20 protein-coding genes are annotated in these 16,607 nt (G+C 60.4%); 2 read left to right on the plus strand and 18 right to left on the minus strand.

Annotation, left to right across the window (positions count from 1 at the left end; translation table 11 throughout):
• Both DQW91_RS15450 and DQW91_RS17355 read left to right on the plus strand, forming a co-directional pair.
• Positions 1-251 (plus strand): winged helix-turn-helix domain-containing protein (locus DQW91_RS15450; RefSeq protein WP_198411886.1); only part of this gene is annotated, 251 nt, incomplete at its 5' end.
• 320 nt (positions 252-571) lie between these two features.
• Positions 572-1,030 carry an AprI/Inh family metalloprotease inhibitor gene (locus DQW91_RS17355; protein ID WP_425373408.1) on the plus strand — a complete coding sequence of 153 codons (459 nt, stop codon included), beginning with the start codon at positions 572-574 and terminating at the stop codon, positions 1,028-1,030.
• Positions 1,031-1,038: 8 nt separating this feature from the next.
• Here DQW91_RS17355 and DQW91_RS15460 read toward each other — a convergent pair whose 3' ends face one another.
• The 18 genes from DQW91_RS15460 to flgB form a co-directional block, all read right to left on the minus strand.
• The gene (locus tag DQW91_RS15460) at positions 1,039-1,599 is read right to left on the minus strand and encodes a transglycosylase SLT domain-containing protein (RefSeq protein WP_112664555.1); all 561 of its coding nucleotides are present in this window, start codon (positions 1,597-1,599) and stop codon (positions 1,039-1,041) included.
• Complete coding sequence (gene fliK / locus DQW91_RS15465) at positions 1,553-2,671, minus strand: flagellar hook-length control protein FliK (RefSeq protein WP_157961470.1); 1,119 nt, start codon at positions 2,669-2,671, stop codon at positions 1,553-1,555. The genes DQW91_RS15460 and fliK overlap by 47 nt, the downstream gene beginning before the upstream one ends.
• A 182-nt stretch (positions 2,672-2,853) precedes the next feature.
• On the minus strand, positions 2,854-4,062 hold the full coding sequence (locus tag DQW91_RS15470) for a chemotaxis protein MotC (protein ID WP_157961471.1): 1,209 nt from the start codon (positions 4,060-4,062) through the stop codon (positions 2,854-2,856).
• The gene (locus DQW91_RS15475; protein ID WP_112664558.1) at positions 4,059-5,252 is read right to left on the minus strand and encodes a MotB family protein; all 1,194 of its coding nucleotides are present in this window, start codon (positions 5,250-5,252) and stop codon (positions 4,059-4,061) included. The genes DQW91_RS15470 and DQW91_RS15475 overlap by 4 nt, the downstream gene beginning before the upstream one ends.
• A gap of 2 nt (positions 5,253-5,254) precedes the next feature.
• Complete coding sequence (locus DQW91_RS15480) at positions 5,255-5,869, minus strand: hypothetical protein (RefSeq protein WP_157961472.1); 615 nt, start codon at positions 5,867-5,869, stop codon at positions 5,255-5,257.
• On the minus strand, positions 5,869-7,509 hold the full coding sequence (gene fliF / locus DQW91_RS15485) for a flagellar basal-body MS-ring/collar protein FliF (RefSeq protein ID WP_112664560.1): 1,641 nt from the start codon (positions 7,507-7,509) through the stop codon (positions 5,869-5,871). The genes DQW91_RS15480 and fliF overlap by 1 nt, the downstream gene beginning before the upstream one ends.
• Before the next feature lie 143 nt (positions 7,510-7,652).
• A complete protein-coding gene (locus DQW91_RS15490) occupies positions 7,653-8,822 on the minus strand; it encodes a flagellin N-terminal helical domain-containing protein (protein ID WP_112664561.1) in 1,170 nt (389 codons plus the stop codon).
• Positions 8,823-9,059: 237 nt separating this feature from the next.
• Positions 9,060-10,229, minus strand: a complete 1,170-nt coding sequence (locus DQW91_RS15495; RefSeq protein ID WP_112664562.1) for a flagellin N-terminal helical domain-containing protein — start codon at positions 10,227-10,229, stop codon at positions 9,060-9,062.
• A gap of 265 nt (positions 10,230-10,494) precedes the next feature.
• Positions 10,495-11,232, minus strand: a complete 738-nt coding sequence (gene fliP, locus DQW91_RS15500) for a flagellar type III secretion system pore protein FliP (protein ID WP_112664563.1) — start codon at positions 11,230-11,232, stop codon at positions 10,495-10,497.
• A gap of 46 nt (positions 11,233-11,278) precedes the next feature.
• Entirely contained in the window at positions 11,279-11,716 is a 438-nt protein-coding gene (locus DQW91_RS15505; RefSeq protein ID WP_245411066.1) for a flagellar basal body-associated FliL family protein, read from the minus strand.
• A gap of 81 nt (positions 11,717-11,797) precedes the next feature.
• The gene (gene flgH / locus DQW91_RS15510) at positions 11,798-12,496 is read right to left on the minus strand and encodes a flagellar basal body L-ring protein FlgH (protein WP_112664614.1); all 699 of its coding nucleotides are present in this window, start codon (positions 12,494-12,496) and stop codon (positions 11,798-11,800) included.
• Complete coding sequence (locus DQW91_RS15515) at positions 12,496-12,993, minus strand: MotE family protein (protein ID WP_112664615.1); 498 nt, start codon at positions 12,991-12,993, stop codon at positions 12,496-12,498. Before DQW91_RS15515 ends, flgH begins: the two co-directional genes overlap by 1 nt.
• 88 nt (positions 12,994-13,081) lie before the next feature.
• Positions 13,082-14,182, minus strand: coding sequence for a flagellar basal body P-ring protein FlgI (gene flgI / locus DQW91_RS15520; RefSeq protein ID WP_112664565.1), 1,101 nt, complete (start codon positions 14,180-14,182; stop codon positions 13,082-13,084).
• Positions 14,179-14,640, minus strand: a complete 462-nt coding sequence (gene flgA, locus DQW91_RS15525) for a flagellar basal body P-ring formation chaperone FlgA (protein WP_281024045.1) — start codon at positions 14,638-14,640, stop codon at positions 14,179-14,181. Before flgA ends, flgI begins: the two co-directional genes overlap by 4 nt.
• Before the next feature lie 30 nt (positions 14,641-14,670).
• Complete coding sequence (flgG, locus tag DQW91_RS15530; RefSeq protein ID WP_112664616.1) at positions 14,671-15,459, minus strand: flagellar basal-body rod protein FlgG; 789 nt, start codon at positions 15,457-15,459, stop codon at positions 14,671-14,673.
• Positions 15,460-15,469: 10 nt separating this feature from the next.
• Complete coding sequence (fliE, locus tag DQW91_RS15535) at positions 15,470-15,799, minus strand: flagellar hook-basal body complex protein FliE (RefSeq protein WP_112664567.1); 330 nt, start codon at positions 15,797-15,799, stop codon at positions 15,470-15,472.
• On the minus strand, positions 15,799-16,218 hold the full coding sequence (gene flgC, locus DQW91_RS15540) for a flagellar basal body rod protein FlgC (RefSeq protein ID WP_112664568.1): 420 nt from the start codon (positions 16,216-16,218) through the stop codon (positions 15,799-15,801). The genes fliE and flgC overlap by 1 nt, the downstream gene beginning before the upstream one ends.
• Positions 16,215-16,601: a flagellar basal body rod protein FlgB gene (flgB, locus tag DQW91_RS15545; protein ID WP_112664569.1), complete on the minus strand. Its 387-nt coding sequence runs from the start codon at positions 16,599-16,601 to the stop codon at positions 16,215-16,217. The genes flgC and flgB overlap by 4 nt, the downstream gene beginning before the upstream one ends.
• Positions 16,602-16,607 lie beyond the last annotated feature (6 nt).

A 16,607-nucleotide genomic window follows, 5' to 3' on the forward strand; every position in this document is an offset into this window, starting at 1 on the left:
CCGAGATCGACAACCAGAGCCTCATCCTGCCCCGCCGCGAGCGCCACATTCTCGAATACCTCGTGCGCAACCGCGGACGCCGCCTGACCAAGACGCAGATCTTCAACGCCATCTACGGAATCTATTCCAACGACGTCGAGGAAAGCGTCATCGAAGGCCACATCAGCAAGCTCCGCAAGAAGCTCCGCTTCAAGCTCGGACACGATCCCATCGAAGCAAAGCGATACATCGGATACACCTTCGTCGGGTGAAAATCCGATCATTCCCGCTCGAACTCCCGGTGGGTTGCGATTCAAATTTCACCGAGAGAAAGCGAATGAGCACTCCGGACACAAAAAGACGAAGAGATCACTTCAAGAATCTGTATCGCCCGGCAAGGCGGCTTTTTCTGCTTACGGGCGTTTGCTCTCTCACGGCCTGCAACGGCACGGAAGCTCTCTATACATCCGGCCCCTGGGGCCCCCCGCCTCCTGTATCGGTTGCGGCAATAGGCGGCGCATGGGGCACAGTTCCTCGCGAGGTCTCCATCGTCGTTGAGCGCCCTCCTGTGAGCAGGCCGTATCATCCCGCCATGCAAGCGCACCGCGTGCCGGGGAAAGCTCCCCTCGCCACGCGCGGCACGGTCGTGCCTGCTCCATCACAAACACCGGCACCGCCACAGAGGCTTGAAGCGCAGACACGGGAACTGCCTGCGGCAACGCCGCAGCCGCCCGCATCACCTTCACCGGTGACGAAGCCCTCCTCGCATGCACGAGGACCGACCTCTTTCGTGGGGAACTGGACGATCAAACCGGCCAACGGCGCGCCGTGCCGACTGAACCTGACGAGCGTTCCTACGCTGGATCTTTACAAGGCTTCGATATCCAGCTGCAGCAGCAACGCCCTGCAGAACGTCAATTCATGGAATATCCGCAACGGCAACATCGTGCTCTATGCCAGAGGCAGTGTCGTTGCGCGCATGAACACGGAGGGGGCGCCTCTGAAGGGGATGCTTGAGGGGTCCAGCATTCCCCTCACACTTTCCCGCTAAGTACCACGCTACTGACAGAAAGCGCGAGCACCCGGCGTCCACTCCCCGAAGCCGGTCGCCACCATATTGGCGACGACGCGGCAGACATACTGCTTTTGTGCCGGATTGTTGTTTGGCCCCGCATGATAGCGGGCCACGGCCATGGTCCAGCTTCCTTCGCGCACGCGAAGTTGCTTTAGAAACTGCGCCGCATAATCGACATTGTCGCGCGGGTTCAGCATGCTCGCCAGAGAGGCGAACTTGTCCCTGTGGTAATGGTGGTTGATCTGCATGCAACCGAGGTCGATCAACTTGGCTCCGTTCCGACTCGCACCCTCGAACTGCTTCATGGCCTCGGAGGCGTTTGCCGCGAAATACGGTTTTCCCTCGATGTTCATGGCATAGGGCTGCAAGGACCCGCGCTTCCCTGTCTCCGTCAGGCCGACCGAATAGAGCATTCCGAGAGGAACGCCGTATTTCGCAGCGGCACGGACCATTTCCCGCTCGCAGCTGTTGGCACTCGCAGAAGCCTGCGATCCAATGCTACAGATAGAGGCTGCCGACAGCGCGATGAGCAGAAATGCTCTCATCGTTCCGATCCTTCCCCTGTTTATCCGTTCTTTCGTGAGAGGCGGCTCGCTCGCGCGGGCGCTCTTCCGAGCCGGCTGCGAATCCTTGTTGCTGACCGCCGAATTGCGGTTGCGATTGTGGCCGCTGACCGAACGATGTGTCCTGCTGCGACGCCTCAGGCGTTCCCACATGGATACTCACGACATCCGGCCGGTAGCCCGATGTGCGCAGCAACGCGGAAAGCTTTTCGGAATCCTTGCGTAACAATTGCGCGGTCTCGTCGCTTTGCGCATGAAGCTCCATCTCCAGCGTGTCGCCTGACAGCCGCATCTTGACTGTGACGATACCAAGCTCGACCGGGTGGAGCTGGATGTTCAGGACTCTCATGACACCTTCGGAGGCTCGCGATACCACGGGCCGTGTCGGATCGGTCTTGATATCGTTCGGGCGCAATTCGCTGCTGGCCTCTCTTGCCTCAGAAAAGACAGCTCCGGCGATCCGCTGAAGAACCGCATTTGAGGTCGCGGTCTCATTCGCGTCCCGGTCGGTCTGGTTTGCCATGATCCGCAGTGAATCGTCTTGCGTAGCATCATTGCCCGCATGCGCAGTCAACGTTGCCTGTAGCGCCGTGAGGGGATGCGAAGGCTTGATGCCCATGGCTTCCCGAGGCGCTTCACCCACCACGCCACGCGTGTCGGGAGCCGCCAGAGCAGGACTCGAAGAAACCGGCTTGAAGTGCGCCTCCTGATGAAGCACGGCGATCTTCGGCTTTTCTTTGTTTGCAAAGTCCTGCACCTGTCCCTCCCCCGTAAGCTCGCTGGGTAGAGCTGTATCCGGCATTGAGAGAAGAGACGCGATCCCTGAGGGCGCAATGTCCTTTGGTGTTGCGGAGACAAGCTGTGTACTTGCATCCGGCAATGGAGCTTTTGCGACAGCGGCGCTCGCCAGCGCCTGTTCCAGAAGAAGCGGGTTCGCATTCGGTATCGATGACAGGCTCATCGTGCCATCGGCGCCTTGATTCCGGCCTTCCTGGTCTGCGTTACTCTTGATGGGATTTCCACTCTCCTGCAGAGCCTGATCCCTCTCGCCCATCGCCCGCTCATCACGCGGCGTGAGGCCATCCTTGGCAGAGGAGAGATCCTGAAGGAGTGAATCGAAGGCTGCTGTATCCAGAGGCCCTCCCCGCTCGCTTGACCCGTCCGTCTGCGGGGCCGGCTTTAGCGCGATGAGATCGACCTGTCGCGACATATTCTGGATGAAGCCATCGAGCTTGGTCATCTGGAATCTTTCTGGAAAAGCCGATCGACTCTCTCAAGGGCGCTTTGCGCACGGGATATCGCTGGCGTCGGCAGGTTGATTTTTTCGGGGGGCTCAACGGATGCAACGGGTTTGGGCGGCGGGACCGGCGATGGCGCACCGGCTGGCCCGCTGCGGATGAAGCTTGCCATCGCGAGGGCTGAATCCAGAAGCTCGACATCGCGCGGGGGAAGGATCTGTTTGTCGATGCGCCTCAATTCCGCGAGGCCGGGTTCAAACCCCTCTTTGGACACGACGATGGCCGCCGCCCGATAGAGCCTTGCCCGGGCATTGCTGACAGAATCCTTTCCGGACAATTCGCCCGCCTTGTCCGCCGCGAGAACGGCGGCACCCGTCTGCCCCTGCTCGATCGCGGCGCGCGCGATCATCAGGTAAAGTTCCAGGCTAACAGACGGCTCCAGTTCGTCGAGCATGGATACGAGCCGCCTGAAGCGCTCGTGATCCTTCGCGAATTCAAGGCGCGTGAGGGCGCTGGCAAACCGTTGCCGAAAGTTTCCGGAATAGATCGAATGCCGGAAACGGCGCAGATACTGCCGGGACAACGCATCGAATTTCTTCGTATCCCCCATCTGGCTGACCACGAAGATCTCGCGCCGCAGGGCCGCTTCCTCAACCAGCGTTCCCGGAAGCTGCAGGCGCGCGAAGTCCAGCAGGGCGACGGATCTCGCAGGATCGTTGCGAACCACCAGAGCCGATTGGACGAGCGCGATCTGGCCCGCGAGGACCGGTGGAAGCGTGTGCACGTCGATCCCTTCAAGGAGCTGGCGCGCATCGTCCTCCCGCCCCTCCACGTAGGCGAGGGCCCCCTTCACCAGAACCTCGTCCAGCGTCGCGAGCCCGCCGGTGTTCTGGATTTTCCGTAGAATGTCGGGCCTTCCGCCGCTCAGCACAAACACGACAGTGGAGCGGACATTGTGCGGCTCCTGCCATACCGTCGCATCAAGGGATGTCAGGCTCTCGTCGATGCGTGCGAGAAGGGTGCGCTGGGCGAGATGCGCATTGGTAGATCCCATCGCTATCTGGTCCTGCAACGCCTGCAAGGTGCGCACCAGTTCAATCGGCGTCGCCGAAATGGCGCGCGACTGCTGCTCCCCGTCAGGCTCGGCCATGACAGGGAAAGACGTCAGGATGGCCATCGCCACCAGGGAATACCCTCCCCGCTTCACGAGGGGCGATCCCGCAGAAGAATCTCGATGCGCCGGTTTTCAGGCGCCTTTGGATCGGCCGCATTCTTCAAAGTCCGGTCGGCATGTCCTTCGACGCGCTCTACCCTCGCTTGGTCCAAGCCTCCCCGCACGAGCATGTAGAAGGCCATGTGCGCCCTCGCCGTCGATAAACGCCAGTTGTCGTAAGTGTCCGACTTGAAGGGGCGGCCATCGGTATGCCCACGGATGATGATGCGCCCGCTGCGCGCGCTGAGGATCTTCGCGATCTTCTCCATCGCGCGCACGACCTTCGGCTGGGGCTCGGCGGAGCCGATGGCGAACATGCTGAAGTCGAGCTCATCGGTGATGCTGATAAGAACACCTTCTCCGGTTCTGCTCACCTCAAGATGCGGAGCTTTTGCCGTGTCGCGCTCGCCTTGAAGCGCCTTTGCAATCTCAGCCTTCAGCTCCGCGTCCTGCTGGCGGAGCGCCTGCTTCTCGGTTTCGGGTGATGTTTTCTGCGACGCTTTTTCCGCGGCAACATCTCCGGCATCGCCCATCTTTTGCTTATCCGCTGGCGTCGCCGGCGCCAGTGCATCGAGCCTCGCCTCCGGCGGCAGTGCCGGCGCGGTTCCCGGCGCTCCGGGCGTCTGCGTCTTTGGCTTTGGGAGAGGCGCCACCTGCCAATAGAGCGGGTCGAAAGGATCCCTGTAGGCCTCGCCGCCGTTCATGCCGGGCACGCCGGTTTCCCCGAGCGTCGCATCCGCGCCGGAGGTGTCCTGCACCCGCTCATGCTCCGCTTCGGAGGCAAGCTTTGCGAGGATCGCGTAAGGGTCCTGAAAAAGCTCGCTTTCCTTGTAGCGGGATTTTCCAGGCTGCGGCGCACGTCCGCCCATTTCAGGGCCTGTGCCGGGAGAGGGCTTGTCGCTTTGATCAGCATCGACCGATGTATCCGGCGATGTCTTCTTCGGCTCCTTCAAACCTTTCCGCTCCGGAGAACTCTCGGCGAGCTGGACCGGGTTGAAGTAGTTCGCAATCGTCGTCCGCGTTGCCTTGTCGGTGGAGCTGATCAGCCACATGACGAGAAAGAAGGCCATCATGGCCGTCATGAAATCGGCATGCGCGATCTTCCACACGCCGCCTTTGTGGTGCTCCTCCTCATCGTCATGTCGACGGACGATGATGATTTCGTTCTTTCCTGCATCGGACATGGTCAGAGCGACTCTCCGGCATTGGCGAGGCGCGCGCCCCACGCGGCGAACTGAGTTTCGATCATCGTATCGTCCACGACGGCGGACACTTCCGGCTCATCGGCCTTGACGAACGAGACAGCCATCGCCGCCGAACCGATGCGATCTGAAAGAGCGTCCAAAAGATCGCCCGGCCCCCTGACTGTGACGACCGGCTTTCCCCGATCTTCGAGCAGGGACGAGAGGTTTGCCACGAATTCGTCCAGAATCTGCCGCCGCACACCATCGGATAAAAAGGGTGTGATTATCCGCGCCATGCTGTCCGCGAGCTTCTCCTCAAGATGCTGAACCGCGTCAGTCAGTTGTGACGAGAGCTGTTCGCTTTCCTTTGAAAGCCACCTTTCGCGCTCGGCAGAAAGCTGCTCCGCAAACCGGGCGCGCTCGAGCGCAAGAGTCTCCTGCGCCTCGTGAAGTGCCGCTGCGCGTCCCTCACTGCGTCCGCGCTCTTCGGCGGAAGCAACGAGAGCCGCAATGTCCTGCACGGGCGGCTGTGGCTTGAGAGCGGGAGCAGGCCTTTCCGGAATTTGCGCGCCTGCGAGGTCGAAATCGGGAAGATAGCGCGAAATCGCGTGAGCCATCAGGCAGCCTCCGCCTGCATCAGCCATTGCTTGAGAATGGCTGCGGCCTGCTCTTCATCGAACTCCACCATCTGCTCAAGCTTCTTCTGCGGCGTGCGGTTCATCTTGCCGGTCAGATCTTCGATCAGGTTGGGCACAGTGACCGTTTCAAGCTGCGGCGTGCCTTCAGCGGCTTCCAGAGCTTCGTCAGGTGCAGCAAGGCTCGCGGTTGTCGCCTCATAGGCCTGCTCCTTCTCAGGGCGGGCGAGAATTGCGGTCACTGCGGGGCGCAGGCCGAACCAGATCAGCAGGCTGGCAACAACCAGGATCGTCAGGGCGTTGATGACATTGCCGAACTGCCGCATCAGCACTTCGCCAAGGCCGAGAGGCGGCGTCGGCTCCATCATGCGGCCGTCATCGATGAACCCGACGGCGGCGACCTTGATCTGATCGCCGCGAGCCTTGTCGAAGCCGGCTGCCGACGAGACGAGTTGCTCGATTTCGGCAATGCGCGCGTCGATGGCGCCCTGCGGAGCGTCGCTTCCCATCAGCGCCGTCAAGCGGCTGCGATTGACGAGAACGGCAACCGAAAGATTCTTGACGGCGTATCCATCGCTCACGGTCTGTATCGTCTTCGACGAAATCTCGTAGTTGGTCAGCTCCTCGCGGCGCTGGTTGTCCTGGCTCGAATTTTCGCCACCATCCGCACGCACCCGTTCTTCCGGCAGATTTTGCTGGACAGTCGTCGGTTTTTGATTGCTGCGATTTTGAGAGACCTCAGCTTCCTTGACCGTTCGGATGGAACGCTCGACTTTCGATTCCGGGTCGTAAGTCGTCTGGTTGATCGTGGTCTTGTCCGTGTTGAGACGCGCCGCGACGCTGACCTCGAAGTTTCCAAGCCCAAGATAGGGGGTCAAGGTGCGGCGAACGTTCTCCTGAATCTCGCGCCCGACGTTGCGCTCAAGGGTCGCCATTCTGCCGGTTGCCGCGCTGGCGCCGTCATCGCCGGACATCAGGAGCGTGCCATCGGTATTGAGCACCGTCACCCGGTCGACCTTCATACCGGGAATTGCAGCCGCGACGAGGTGGCGGATGGCTTGAGCGGAACTCGTATCGTCCGCCGACTCCGTCCTGACAACGACAGACGCGGAGGCCGCCTGCTGCTCACGGCGGAAAGATCCGCGATCCGGCATCACGATGTGAACCCGCGCCGCCTTGACACCCTTCATGGTCTGGATCGTGCGGGCGATCTCGCCCTCAAGGGCGCGAACGCGCGTCACCTCCTGCATGAAGGACGTCAGGCCGAGCGAACCGAGATCGTTGAACAGCTCGTATCCCGATTTCGAACTCTGCGGCAGCCCTTTCTCAGCCAGAAGCATGCGGGCATTCGCGGTGTTCGCATGGCTGACGAGGACTGCCGTTCCGTCCGAGCTCACATCGAAAGGAATTCCAGCATCCTTGAGCACGGCGCCGATCCGGCTCACATCCTCACGCTCCAGTCCGACATAGAGCGGCTCCTGCGCAGGGCGGCTGAGATAATAGGCCCCAAGGCCGACGCCGAGGAAGACGACAAGCCCGATCAGGCCGAGAGCCACCAGGCGACGAACACCAAGCTCAAGGAGATTGCTCCAAAGTTTCTCGGCGTGTTCGCGTCCGGTCATGTTCAGGCTCGGCTTCTGACAAATTGTTCAGTGAACAATCTGTCGCCCGGCAATCTTGTCCGGAGCTTGCGCAACAAAAAAGCCACGCTCTGGAGAGCGTGGCCTTTTCTACTTTTCCCGAAAGGAAAGAACGAGGTAATCGCTTATTTGAACAGCGAGAGAATGCTCTGCGTGTTGCCGTTCGCAATGCCAAGAGCCTGAACGCCGAGCTGCTGCTGCACCTGCAGGGCCTTGAGTCGGGTGGACTCTTCTTCCATGTCGGCATCAACGAGGGTGCCGATGGAGCGTTCGTTCGCCTTGATGAGCGATTCGACGAAGGTCGTCTGCGAGGTGATCTGCGTCTTGTTCGCGCCGAGCGTGGTGGCCGCTTCGGTCATGGCGTTGAGCGCCTTGTCGACGACCGCGATGTAGGCGCGGAGCTTCGACAGGTCCTGGTTCTGAATCGCCGAGATGTCGAGCTTATCGATTGACAGGGCGTAGTGCTTGTTAGCACCGTCCTCGTCCTTGCCGAAGACGCCCCATTCCTTGTTGAGGATGCCGCCCGCACCGTCCGCGTCCTTGACGGCCGCCGCGTTGGCGGTGTCAATCGCCGTAGCGTAAGTTGCCTTCGCGGTGTCGAAGGTGGTCTTGGCCGTGTCGTACACGGTCTTGGCCGCGGCATCCTTGATGCTTGCTTCCCAGGTCGCCTGGTCGGTCGCCCACTGGGTCTCCGCCGCCTGGAACGTCGCCTTGTCGGCAGCAATGTTTGCATCCACACCACCGCCAGCCGAAGCCGTCGTGGTCTTGTCATAGAGCTTCGTTTCGTCAACCGAGACGTTCACGGTATCGACCGTGATCGCGCCGTCAACGCGGGTGAACGAGGCGACGATCTTGCGGTCGGAGATGTAGTTACCGGCGCCCGAATCCGTCGACAGCCAGTTCTCGCCGGACACAACCGAGGAATCGGCGGTCGACTTGATCTTGTTCAGGATGGCGCTGATTTCGGTCTGGATCTTGCCGCGATCGACGTTCGGCGACATCGCTGCGGTGAGCTTCGCCTGGATCGACTTCATGTCTTCAATGGCGCTGTTCATGCCGTTGAAGGCGGTATCGACCGAGTTTGCGCCGAGACCGAGAGCGTCCTTCACCGCGCCGAGCGAGCCGTTGTCGGCGCGGATCGTCGTGGCGATGGACCAGTAGGCCGCATTGTCAGCGGCATTCGAGACCTTCAAGCCGGTCGAGATGCGGCTGCTGGTCTGATCGAGTTGTCCGGCGATGCTCTTCAGCGTCGTCAGAGCAGTCATGGCGGAATTATTGGTGAGAAGGCTAGACATGCGGCGTCCCCCAGGTGAGCAAAATGGTCGGGACATACCGGGCTTTCACCGGTATGGCAGGGCGGCGTCATGCCTTCGAGCGGGCTTATAGCGTAATGCTCAATCTGCCATATCGGCTTTTCTAGCTGGCGAACCTTGCGTGGGGCTGTGCTCCGGGGCGCAAAATAAAAAAGCCACGCCCTGGGGGGAGCGTGGCTCTTGCGTCACTCCCCGACGGATCGGGGAATGAGCTTAGTCTTAGCGGAAGAGCGAGAGAATGCTCTGGGTGTTCGAGTTCGCGATGGAGAGCGACTGAACGCCGAGCTGCTGCTGCACCTGCAGGGCCTTGAGGCGGGTGGACTCTTCTTCCATGTCGGCATCAACGAGGGTGCCGATGGAGCGTTCGTTCGACTTGATGAGAGATTCGACGAAGGTCGTCTGCGAGGTGATCTGCGTCTTGTTCGCACCGAGCGTGGTGGCCGCTTCGGTCATGGCGTTGAGCGCCTTGTCGACAACCGCAATGTAGGCGCGAAGCTTCGACAGGTCCTGGTTCTGGATCGCCGAGATGTCGATCTTGTCCACCGACAGGGCATAGGCCTTGTTAGCACCGTCCTCGTCCTTGCCGAAGACGCCCCATTCCTTGTTCAGGATGCCGCCCGCACCGTCCGCGTCCTTGACCGCAGCCGCGTTGGCGGTGTCGATCGCCGTAGCGTAGGTCGCCTTCGCGGTGTCGAAGGTGGTCTTGGCCGTGTCATAAGCGGTCTTGGCCGCCGCGTCCTTGGTGCTCGCTTCCCAGGTCGCCAGGTCGGTGTCCCACTGGGTCTCAGCCGCCTGGAACGTCGCCTTGTCGGCAGTGATGTCCGCATCCACACCACCGCCGGCCGAGGCCGTCGTGGTCTTGTCGTAGAGCTTCGTGTCGTCCACCGAGACATTCACGGTGTCGACCGAAATGGCTCCATCGACGCGGGTGAACGAGGCGACGATCTTACGGTCGGAGGTGTAGTTGCCTGCACCCGAGTCCGTCGACAGCCAGTTCTCGCCGGAAACCACCGAAGAGTCAGCCGTCGATTTCATCTTGTTCAGGATGGCGCCGATTTCGGTCTGGATCTTGTTGCGATCAACGTTCGGCGAAAGAGCCGCCGTCAGCTTCGACTGGATCGACTTCATATCTTCAATGGCGCTGTTCATGCCGTTGAAGGCGGTATCGACCGAGTTTGCGCCGAGGCCGAGAGCGTCCTTCACCGCGCCGAGCGAGCCGTTGTCAGCGCGGATCGTCGTGGCGATGGACCAGTAGGCCGCATTGTCAGCGGCATTCGAGACCTTCAAGCCGGTCGAGATGCGGCTGCTGGTCTTGTCGAGTTCCCCGGCGATGCTCTTCAGCGTCGTCAGGGCGGTCATCGCGGAGGTATTGGTGAGAAGGCTAGACATGTTTTTCTGTCCCTAGAACTGAGTAAATCGGGACATACCGGGCTTTCACCGGTATGGCAGGGCGGCGTCATGCCTTCGAACGGGGCCTCATCGAGCAAGCCGTTCAATCTGCCATTCGTGTCGTACTGACCACATGAATTTGCGTGAAGCTTTCATCATGGTCAAGTCATAACGACAACGTTCGCTAACCTAAGCACCTTTCATCTTACAAGATCGTTAACGGAGACTCTGCCGCTACTTCCTCTGATGAAACTGAATCACAATTTTAGAAGTAAGAACGGACCAATCCGCTGATCAGAATATTCCAGCCATCGATCAGCACAAAGAACAGGATCTTGAACGGCATCGCGATCACGGTCGGCGGCATCATCATCATACCCATCGACATCACAAGCGTTGCGACGATCATGTCGATCACAAGAAATGGCAGAGCGATAAGAAAGCCGATTTCAAATCCGCGCCTCAATTCCGAGATCATGAAAGCAGGAATGATGATCCGCAGATCTATTTTTGAATCGCTTTGCGCTTTCGGAAAGTTGGCCGCAGCCAGATCGCTGAAAGTCTGAAGATCTTTCGGCCTGACATGGGTCAGCATGAAATCGCGAAAGGGATCCGCAACCTTCGAAAAGGCTTCTGCTTCGGTGATCCGGTTTTCCGTGAGAGGTCTCACCCCCTCCTCCCAGGCGCGATCGAAGGTCGGCGCCATGACGTAAAACGTCATGAAAAGGGAAAGGCTGATCAGAAAAAGGTTAGCTGGCGTGCTTTGCAGACCAAGCCCCGAGCGAAGGAAGGACAGAGCGACGACGAAGCGGGTGAAGCTCGTCGTCATAACGAGAATCCCCGGCGCGACGGACAGAACCGTCAGCAGCGCGATAAGCTGAATGATCTTGCCGCTGGCGGCGCCATTTCCTTCCGGGATCAGCGATTCAAGCCCCGGCACCTGTGCACTGGCCGTGGTGGCGACAATGGAGAAGGCGGCAATAGCGAGAAAACGAAACATCATGCACCAAGGGTAAGACGTTGTTGTATGAGCGGCCGGCAACCGGTCTTCATTGAACAATCAGGGTTTCGACGATCAACTCGCGCACCAGCCCCTTGGACCGCAGGCTCGCGCGCTCATTCAAGTCTTCCCGCAAGCTCTGAAGCCCACTTGCGCCCTGAATTTGTGCGATGCCGAGCGTGCGCAGGTAGGCAAGCATGTCCTGCTTGATCTCGGCCGCGATTACATCCGGGTTCGGCACGTCCTTCGTATTGAAGACAATGGAGGACTCGATCCTGATCCAGGTATCGCTGGAACCGGCGATGTTCGTGACGACAGGTCCGAGCGTCTTCAAGGTCGCGTCACCTGAATAGATCAGGGCGTGCGACGTCTTTTCCTGTTCGTCCTTCTTCCGCTCATCCACCGCTTTCTCGACAGTTGTGACGAGATACATGCCGAAGGCGCCGCCTGTTACGACAGCCAGAACGGTGAGAACAGCCAGCGTCAACAGCCAGCTCCTGCCGCCCTTCGCGGAGCCGCCTCCTGAACTACCTTTTATAAGACTGCGACGGACCATGACGCTGCGCTTCTACCAGGGCGTCAGAAGATCATAGATCTGCTGACCTACCGCGGGCTGCTGCACTTCCGTAATGCGGCCACGACCGCCATACGAAATGCGCGCTTCTGCGATCTTGTCATAGCCAATCGTGTTCTTGCGGGAGATGTCCCCCGGGCGAACGATGCCGGCGATGTTGAGAACACGCACTTCGAAATTGACGCGAACTTCTTGCGATCCACTGATGAGCAGGTTTCCGTTCGGCAAGACCTCCGTCACGACGGCGGCGACGGACAATCGGAGCTTTTCTGAACGATCGATGGAACCCTGGCCTTCGGTAGAAGTTCCGGATCGGATGTCTCCCTTGGCGGAATAATCCGCCGAGCGCCCGTTGAAATCGAAACCGACATTGAATCCGAGGTTCGACTTTGAATTGCGTGAGCGATCCGTAGCGTTGTCGAACTGGGCTTTGTCATCGATCTGAATGTTGATCGTGACCACATCGCCGACATTCTTGGCGCGCGGGTCCTGGAAGAGATCGGCGGCGCTGGGGTCCCAAAGCGAATTATAGGAGTGCCTCGGCTTTGCGCGAAACGCAGCGGGCATAGGGTCATACGCCACGTTGAGGCCGTGCCCCACGGGAGTCATGGTCGGCTCCCGACCGATGGTGCTCGGATCCGTTGCGCAGGCGCCTAGAGCAAGGCAGGCCGTCAGCGATAAGATATGTTTCATCATCCTGCCTTCTCGTTGTCTTGCGGGCGCTTGCTGCCGTTGATGACGTTGCTGAGCTGCGCCGCGCGCGCCGGTTCCATTTCGTTCAGAACCGCGCTCGCGCTCCTCGGGCCAAGTTTCGCAAGGATGGCCGCCGCCGTTTCATCCTTCATGTTGGCAAGCTGAAGAGCTGCCGCCTCAGGACGCATGCGCGAATAGATGGCGACGACAGCCTCATCGGCCTTGGCCAGAAATTCGTTGCGCCGGCGAAGCCATTCTTCGTACTCGGCCCGTTTTTCTTCGAGAATCTTGATGCGGCCCTCGATGTCTTTCTCGAGCTTCGTAAGCGTTTCCTTCTGCCATTCATATCGCGCGTCCGCCGCCGCATCCGCGATGTTTGCGCAATACTGGTTCGCCTTCGGATCGCTTACCGCAGCACCTGCTTTTGGCGGTGCCGGATTACGGGCGTCCTCTGCCTTTTGTTGCGCCGAAGCCGTATTGAGCGCCGCAACGAGCATGAAAACCGCACCAAGCGGGAGGGTACGCTTTGTGACTTCTTGAATGTTCCGCAAGATCATGGCTCTCAATCCACTTTCAAGGGCGCTATCATTGGACGACCAGCTCAGCCTGGAGGGCGCCCGCTGTTTTCACAGCCTGGAGAATGGCGATGATGTCGGTCGGCTTCAGGCCGATCTGGTTCAATCCCTTCACCAGAGTCTGCAAGTCGGAGCCGCCAATGATGGCGAGGTGGCCGTCCTGTTCGTTCGCCTGAATCTCCGTTCGCGGAACGACCACCGTGCGGCCTTGCGAGAAGGGCTCAGGCTGGGACACCTGCGGAAGCTCCGTCACGCGAACCGTGAGGTTGCCGTGTGTCATCGCAACCGTTGAGATCTGCACGTTCCTGCCGATCACCACCGTTCCGGTGCGCTGGTCCACCACGACCCGCGCAGGCGTATCGGGCTGAACCAGAAGGTCGCCGATCTCCGCTATGAAGCGGGTAGAAGCGACATCGTTCGGCTTTTGCAAGACAATGCTGCGGAAATCCCGCGGCGTCGCCACGCGCCGGCCATAGCGGCTCATGGAATAGGCGTTGATCGCGTCCGTCATCAGCGTCGCCGTCTTGTAGTCCGGGTTCTTCAACTCGAGCACGAGCGAAGGCATCTCGCGAAACCCGCCTCCGACCTCACGCTCGATCAGGGCGCCGTTTGGAATGCGCCCTGCCGTCGCGACACCCTGCGTCAGGGTCTCCGCCTGGCCTGTCGCTGAGAACCCGGACACCGCGATCGGCCCCTGCGCCGCCGCATAAACTTGGCCATCCGCCCCCATCAGGGCCGTGAGCATGAGCGTTCCGCCCTTCAAGGACGTGGCATCGCCCAGCGAGGTAACGGTGACGTCGATGCGCGAGCCCGTGCCCACAAAAGGCGGCAGGTCGGCAGTGACGATGACCGCGGCGACGTTGCGCGTGCGCAGGGTGGCATCACGAACGTTGACCCCCATGCGGTCCAGCATGGATTGCAGCGAGTGCTCCGTGAACTGGGAATTGCGCAACGTATCGCCGGTGCCCTGCAATCCCATCACAAGGCCATAGCCGACAAGCTGGTTGTCACGGACGCCCTGAACGGCGGCGATGTCTTTGATACGCGTGGCGGCCTCGGCGGTGTGGGCCGCAAGCATCGCCAGGACGAAAAGAACGACCCGCCCGATCATCGGCCACCTATGCGGATGCGCCCGTCTGCCTGGACAGTGCCGAGGATGATGCGCCCGGTATCCGTATTGCGGACGCGGATCTGCTCTCCGAGCCCGCCCGACTGCAGCGGCGATCCCATTGCCGTGATCGAAAGCCCGCCTTCCTCGAAGACTATCTGCGTCGGCACGCCGCGCGAGACGATCTTGGGGTCATCGACGGCATTGACCGGGATCGCCTCACCCGGAAGAAGCGTACGGCGCGCGGTTTTTCCCACAACGGCGAGCGGCGTGTCGATGACAGCGCCGCGCGGTTGATAGCCAAGGGGGAAGCTGCGCTCGCGCAACATTCCCGCCCTGATCTCGTCGCCAGGATAAATCGTGATGGTCGGAACGGGAAGCATCCGCTCTTGCGCGACAGCCGCCTGCGCCCCGGCCACAGCCGCCAGCACGACGAAAATGTATTTGAGCGGATTCTTCAAAACGCGTTCCATCACCGATCAGCCGCGATCTCAGCGGATACCCTTCGAGACCGTTCCGGCCATGTCGTCCGCCGCCTGGATGACCTTGGAGTTCATCTCGAAGGCGCGCTGCGCAGAGATCAGATTGGTGATCTCCTTCACCGGATCGACGTTCGACGCTTCGAGATAACCCTGATGGATCTTGCCGAAACCCGGATCGCCCGCGACACCGACGACGGGCTGACCCGAGGCTGGCGTCTCGCGGTAGAAATTGTTGCCGAGAGGCTCAAGGCCGGAATCGTTCGCGAAGTTCGCGATGGTGAGCTGCCCGAGATTCTGCGGCAGAGGCTGCCCGTCGACCTTGGCAAAGACCTCACCAGATTCGTTGATCACCACGTCAATCGTGTTTTGAGGAATGATGATCGCCGGGTCGAGACTGTAACCGTCGATGGTCACCAATTGCCCGTTGCCGTCTTTGTTGAACGAACCCGCGCGGGTATAAGTGGTCTCTCCGTTCGCGCCTGTCACCTGGAACCATCCGCGCCCGTTCAGGGCGAGATCGAACTGGTTTCCGGTGTTGGTGAGCGATCCCTGACGATGCAAGTTGCGGATGGCCGCGGTGCGCACGCCAAGCCCGAGCATCGCGCCCTCCGGAACCGGCCGCTCGCCCGCCTGGTTCGGAACGCCTTGCAGGCGCTCCGCCTGATAGAGAAGATCAGTGAATTCGGCCCGCGCACCCTTGAATGCGGTGGTGTTCACGTTCGAGATGTTGTTCGCGATGACCTCGACATTGAGCTGTTGGGCATTCATGCCGGTCGCTGCGATTGCGAGCGCTTTCATCATCGTCTCCTTAAATCGCCATCCGCGAGATTTCCTGATAGGCCGCGACGACCTTGTCGCGGATCGCTATCGCTGTCTGAAGAGCCTGCTCGGCGGACATAACCGCCTCAACGACCTGCTGCACGGACGCCTTGCCCTGAATGCCGGAGATCGCGGCAGCTTCACCGGACTTCAGGGTGTTTGCGGCGTTCGCGGCCACCTGCACCATCATTTCGCCAAAGCCGATCTGATGGTTCGGCACCGCCGTTGCCGCAGCGGCTTGAACGGAGCCGAGCTGCGAGGACGAAACGCCGCCCGACCGCTCGACAAAAGAAGAGATCGCCGAAATCGCGTCCAGCATCAGGTCCCTCTCAACAAATCGATCATTCCAGAAATCATGGAGCGTGCCTGCTTGATCATCTGCAGGTTCGCTTCGTAGGACCTGTTGGCCTCACGCATGTCGGCCATCTCGATCAGCACATTGACGTTCGGCATCTTCACGAATCCCTTTTCATCCGCTGCCGGATTGCCGGGGTCGTACTCGACCTGAAACGGCGCTTGGTCGACGCCGACGTCCTTGATTTGCACCGTTGCAGCGCCGAGCGCCCGGTCGAGCTCGCTCTTGAAGGTGATCGTCTTGCGCGCATACGGGTCCGCGCCCGCCGTCCTGCCGGTAGACTGAGCATTCGCGATGTTTTCCGACACGATGCGCAAGCGCATGGACTGAGCTTCCAGCCCGGTGACGGCAAGACGGGAGGAAGCCTGCAGAGGATCAATCATTGTCCCGTCCTTGCCGCGGAGAGAACCATGCGGTGGAAAGCCTTGACGATGCCGTTGTTGAGCGAGTGAGCGCGGTTGACCTCTTCCGCCTTGGCCATCTCCTGCTCAAGGCTGACGGAGTTCCCGGAGTGCATGACGTCCCAGCTGTCGGTCTTCTTGACCTTGGCCGAACGCACATGGGCGTTGTCGAACCCGAGATGCCCCTTGTCCGTTGCGGCCATTCGCAACTGCGTCTTGTCGAGCACATCGGCGAACGGCTCCACATCAAGAGCCTTGAAGCCGGGCGTATTGGCGTTCGCGATGTTGCCTGAGACCGCCGCCTGGCGAACCGAGAGCCACTGCGCCTGTCGCGAAGCAACATCGAAGAGATAGACAGATCCCAAAACGGA

This window comes from Microvirga flavescens, assembly GCF_003290125.1.
In the GTDB taxonomy this organism is placed as follows: Bacteria; Pseudomonadota; Alphaproteobacteria; order Rhizobiales; family Beijerinckiaceae; genus Microvirga; species Microvirga flavescens.

Coding starts and splice junctions, on each gene's coding strand:
- DQW91_RS17355 (WP_425373408.1), top strand. CDS start 572: ATGCAAGCGCACCGCGTGCCGGGGAAAGCTCCCCTCGCCACGCGCGGC.
- DQW91_RS15460 (WP_112664555.1), bottom strand. CDS start 1,599: ATGAGAGCATTTCTGCTCATCGCGCTGTCGGCAGCCTCTATCTGTAGC.
- fliK (WP_157961470.1), bottom strand. CDS start 2,671: ATGGGCGAGAGGGATCAGGCTCTGCAGGAGAGTGGAAATCCCATCAAG.
- DQW91_RS15475 (WP_112664558.1), bottom strand. CDS start 5,252: ATGTCCGATGCAGGAAAGAACGAAATCATCATCGTCCGTCGACATGAC.
- DQW91_RS15480 (WP_157961472.1), bottom strand. CDS start 5,869: ATGGCTCACGCGATTTCGCGCTATCTTCCCGATTTCGACCTCGCAGGC.
- fliF (WP_112664560.1), bottom strand. CDS start 7,509: ATGACCGGACGCGAACACGCCGAGAAACTTTGGAGCAATCTCCTTGAG.
- DQW91_RS15490 (WP_112664561.1), bottom strand. CDS start 8,822: ATGTCTAGCCTTCTCACCAATAATTCCGCCATGACTGCTCTGACGACG.
- DQW91_RS15495 (WP_112664562.1), bottom strand. CDS start 10,229: ATGTCTAGCCTTCTCACCAATACCTCCGCGATGACCGCCCTGACGACG.
- fliP (WP_112664563.1), bottom strand. CDS start 11,232: ATGATGTTTCGTTTTCTCGCTATTGCCGCCTTCTCCATTGTCGCCACC.
- flgH (WP_112664614.1), bottom strand. CDS start 12,496: ATGAAACATATCTTATCGCTGACGGCCTGCCTTGCTCTAGGCGCCTGC.
- DQW91_RS15515 (WP_112664615.1), bottom strand. CDS start 12,993: ATGCTCGTTGCGGCGCTCAATACGGCTTCGGCGCAACAAAAGGCAGAG.
- flgI (WP_112664565.1), bottom strand. CDS start 14,182: ATGATCGGGCGGGTCGTTCTTTTCGTCCTGGCGATGCTTGCGGCCCAC.
- flgG (WP_112664616.1), bottom strand. CDS start 15,459: ATGAAAGCGCTCGCAATCGCAGCGACCGGCATGAATGCCCAACAGCTC.
- fliE (WP_112664567.1), bottom strand. CDS start 15,799: ATGCTGGACGCGATTTCGGCGATCTCTTCTTTTGTCGAGCGGTCGGGC.
- flgC (WP_112664568.1), bottom strand. CDS start 16,218: ATGATTGATCCTCTGCAGGCTTCCTCCCGTCTTGCCGTCACCGGGCTG.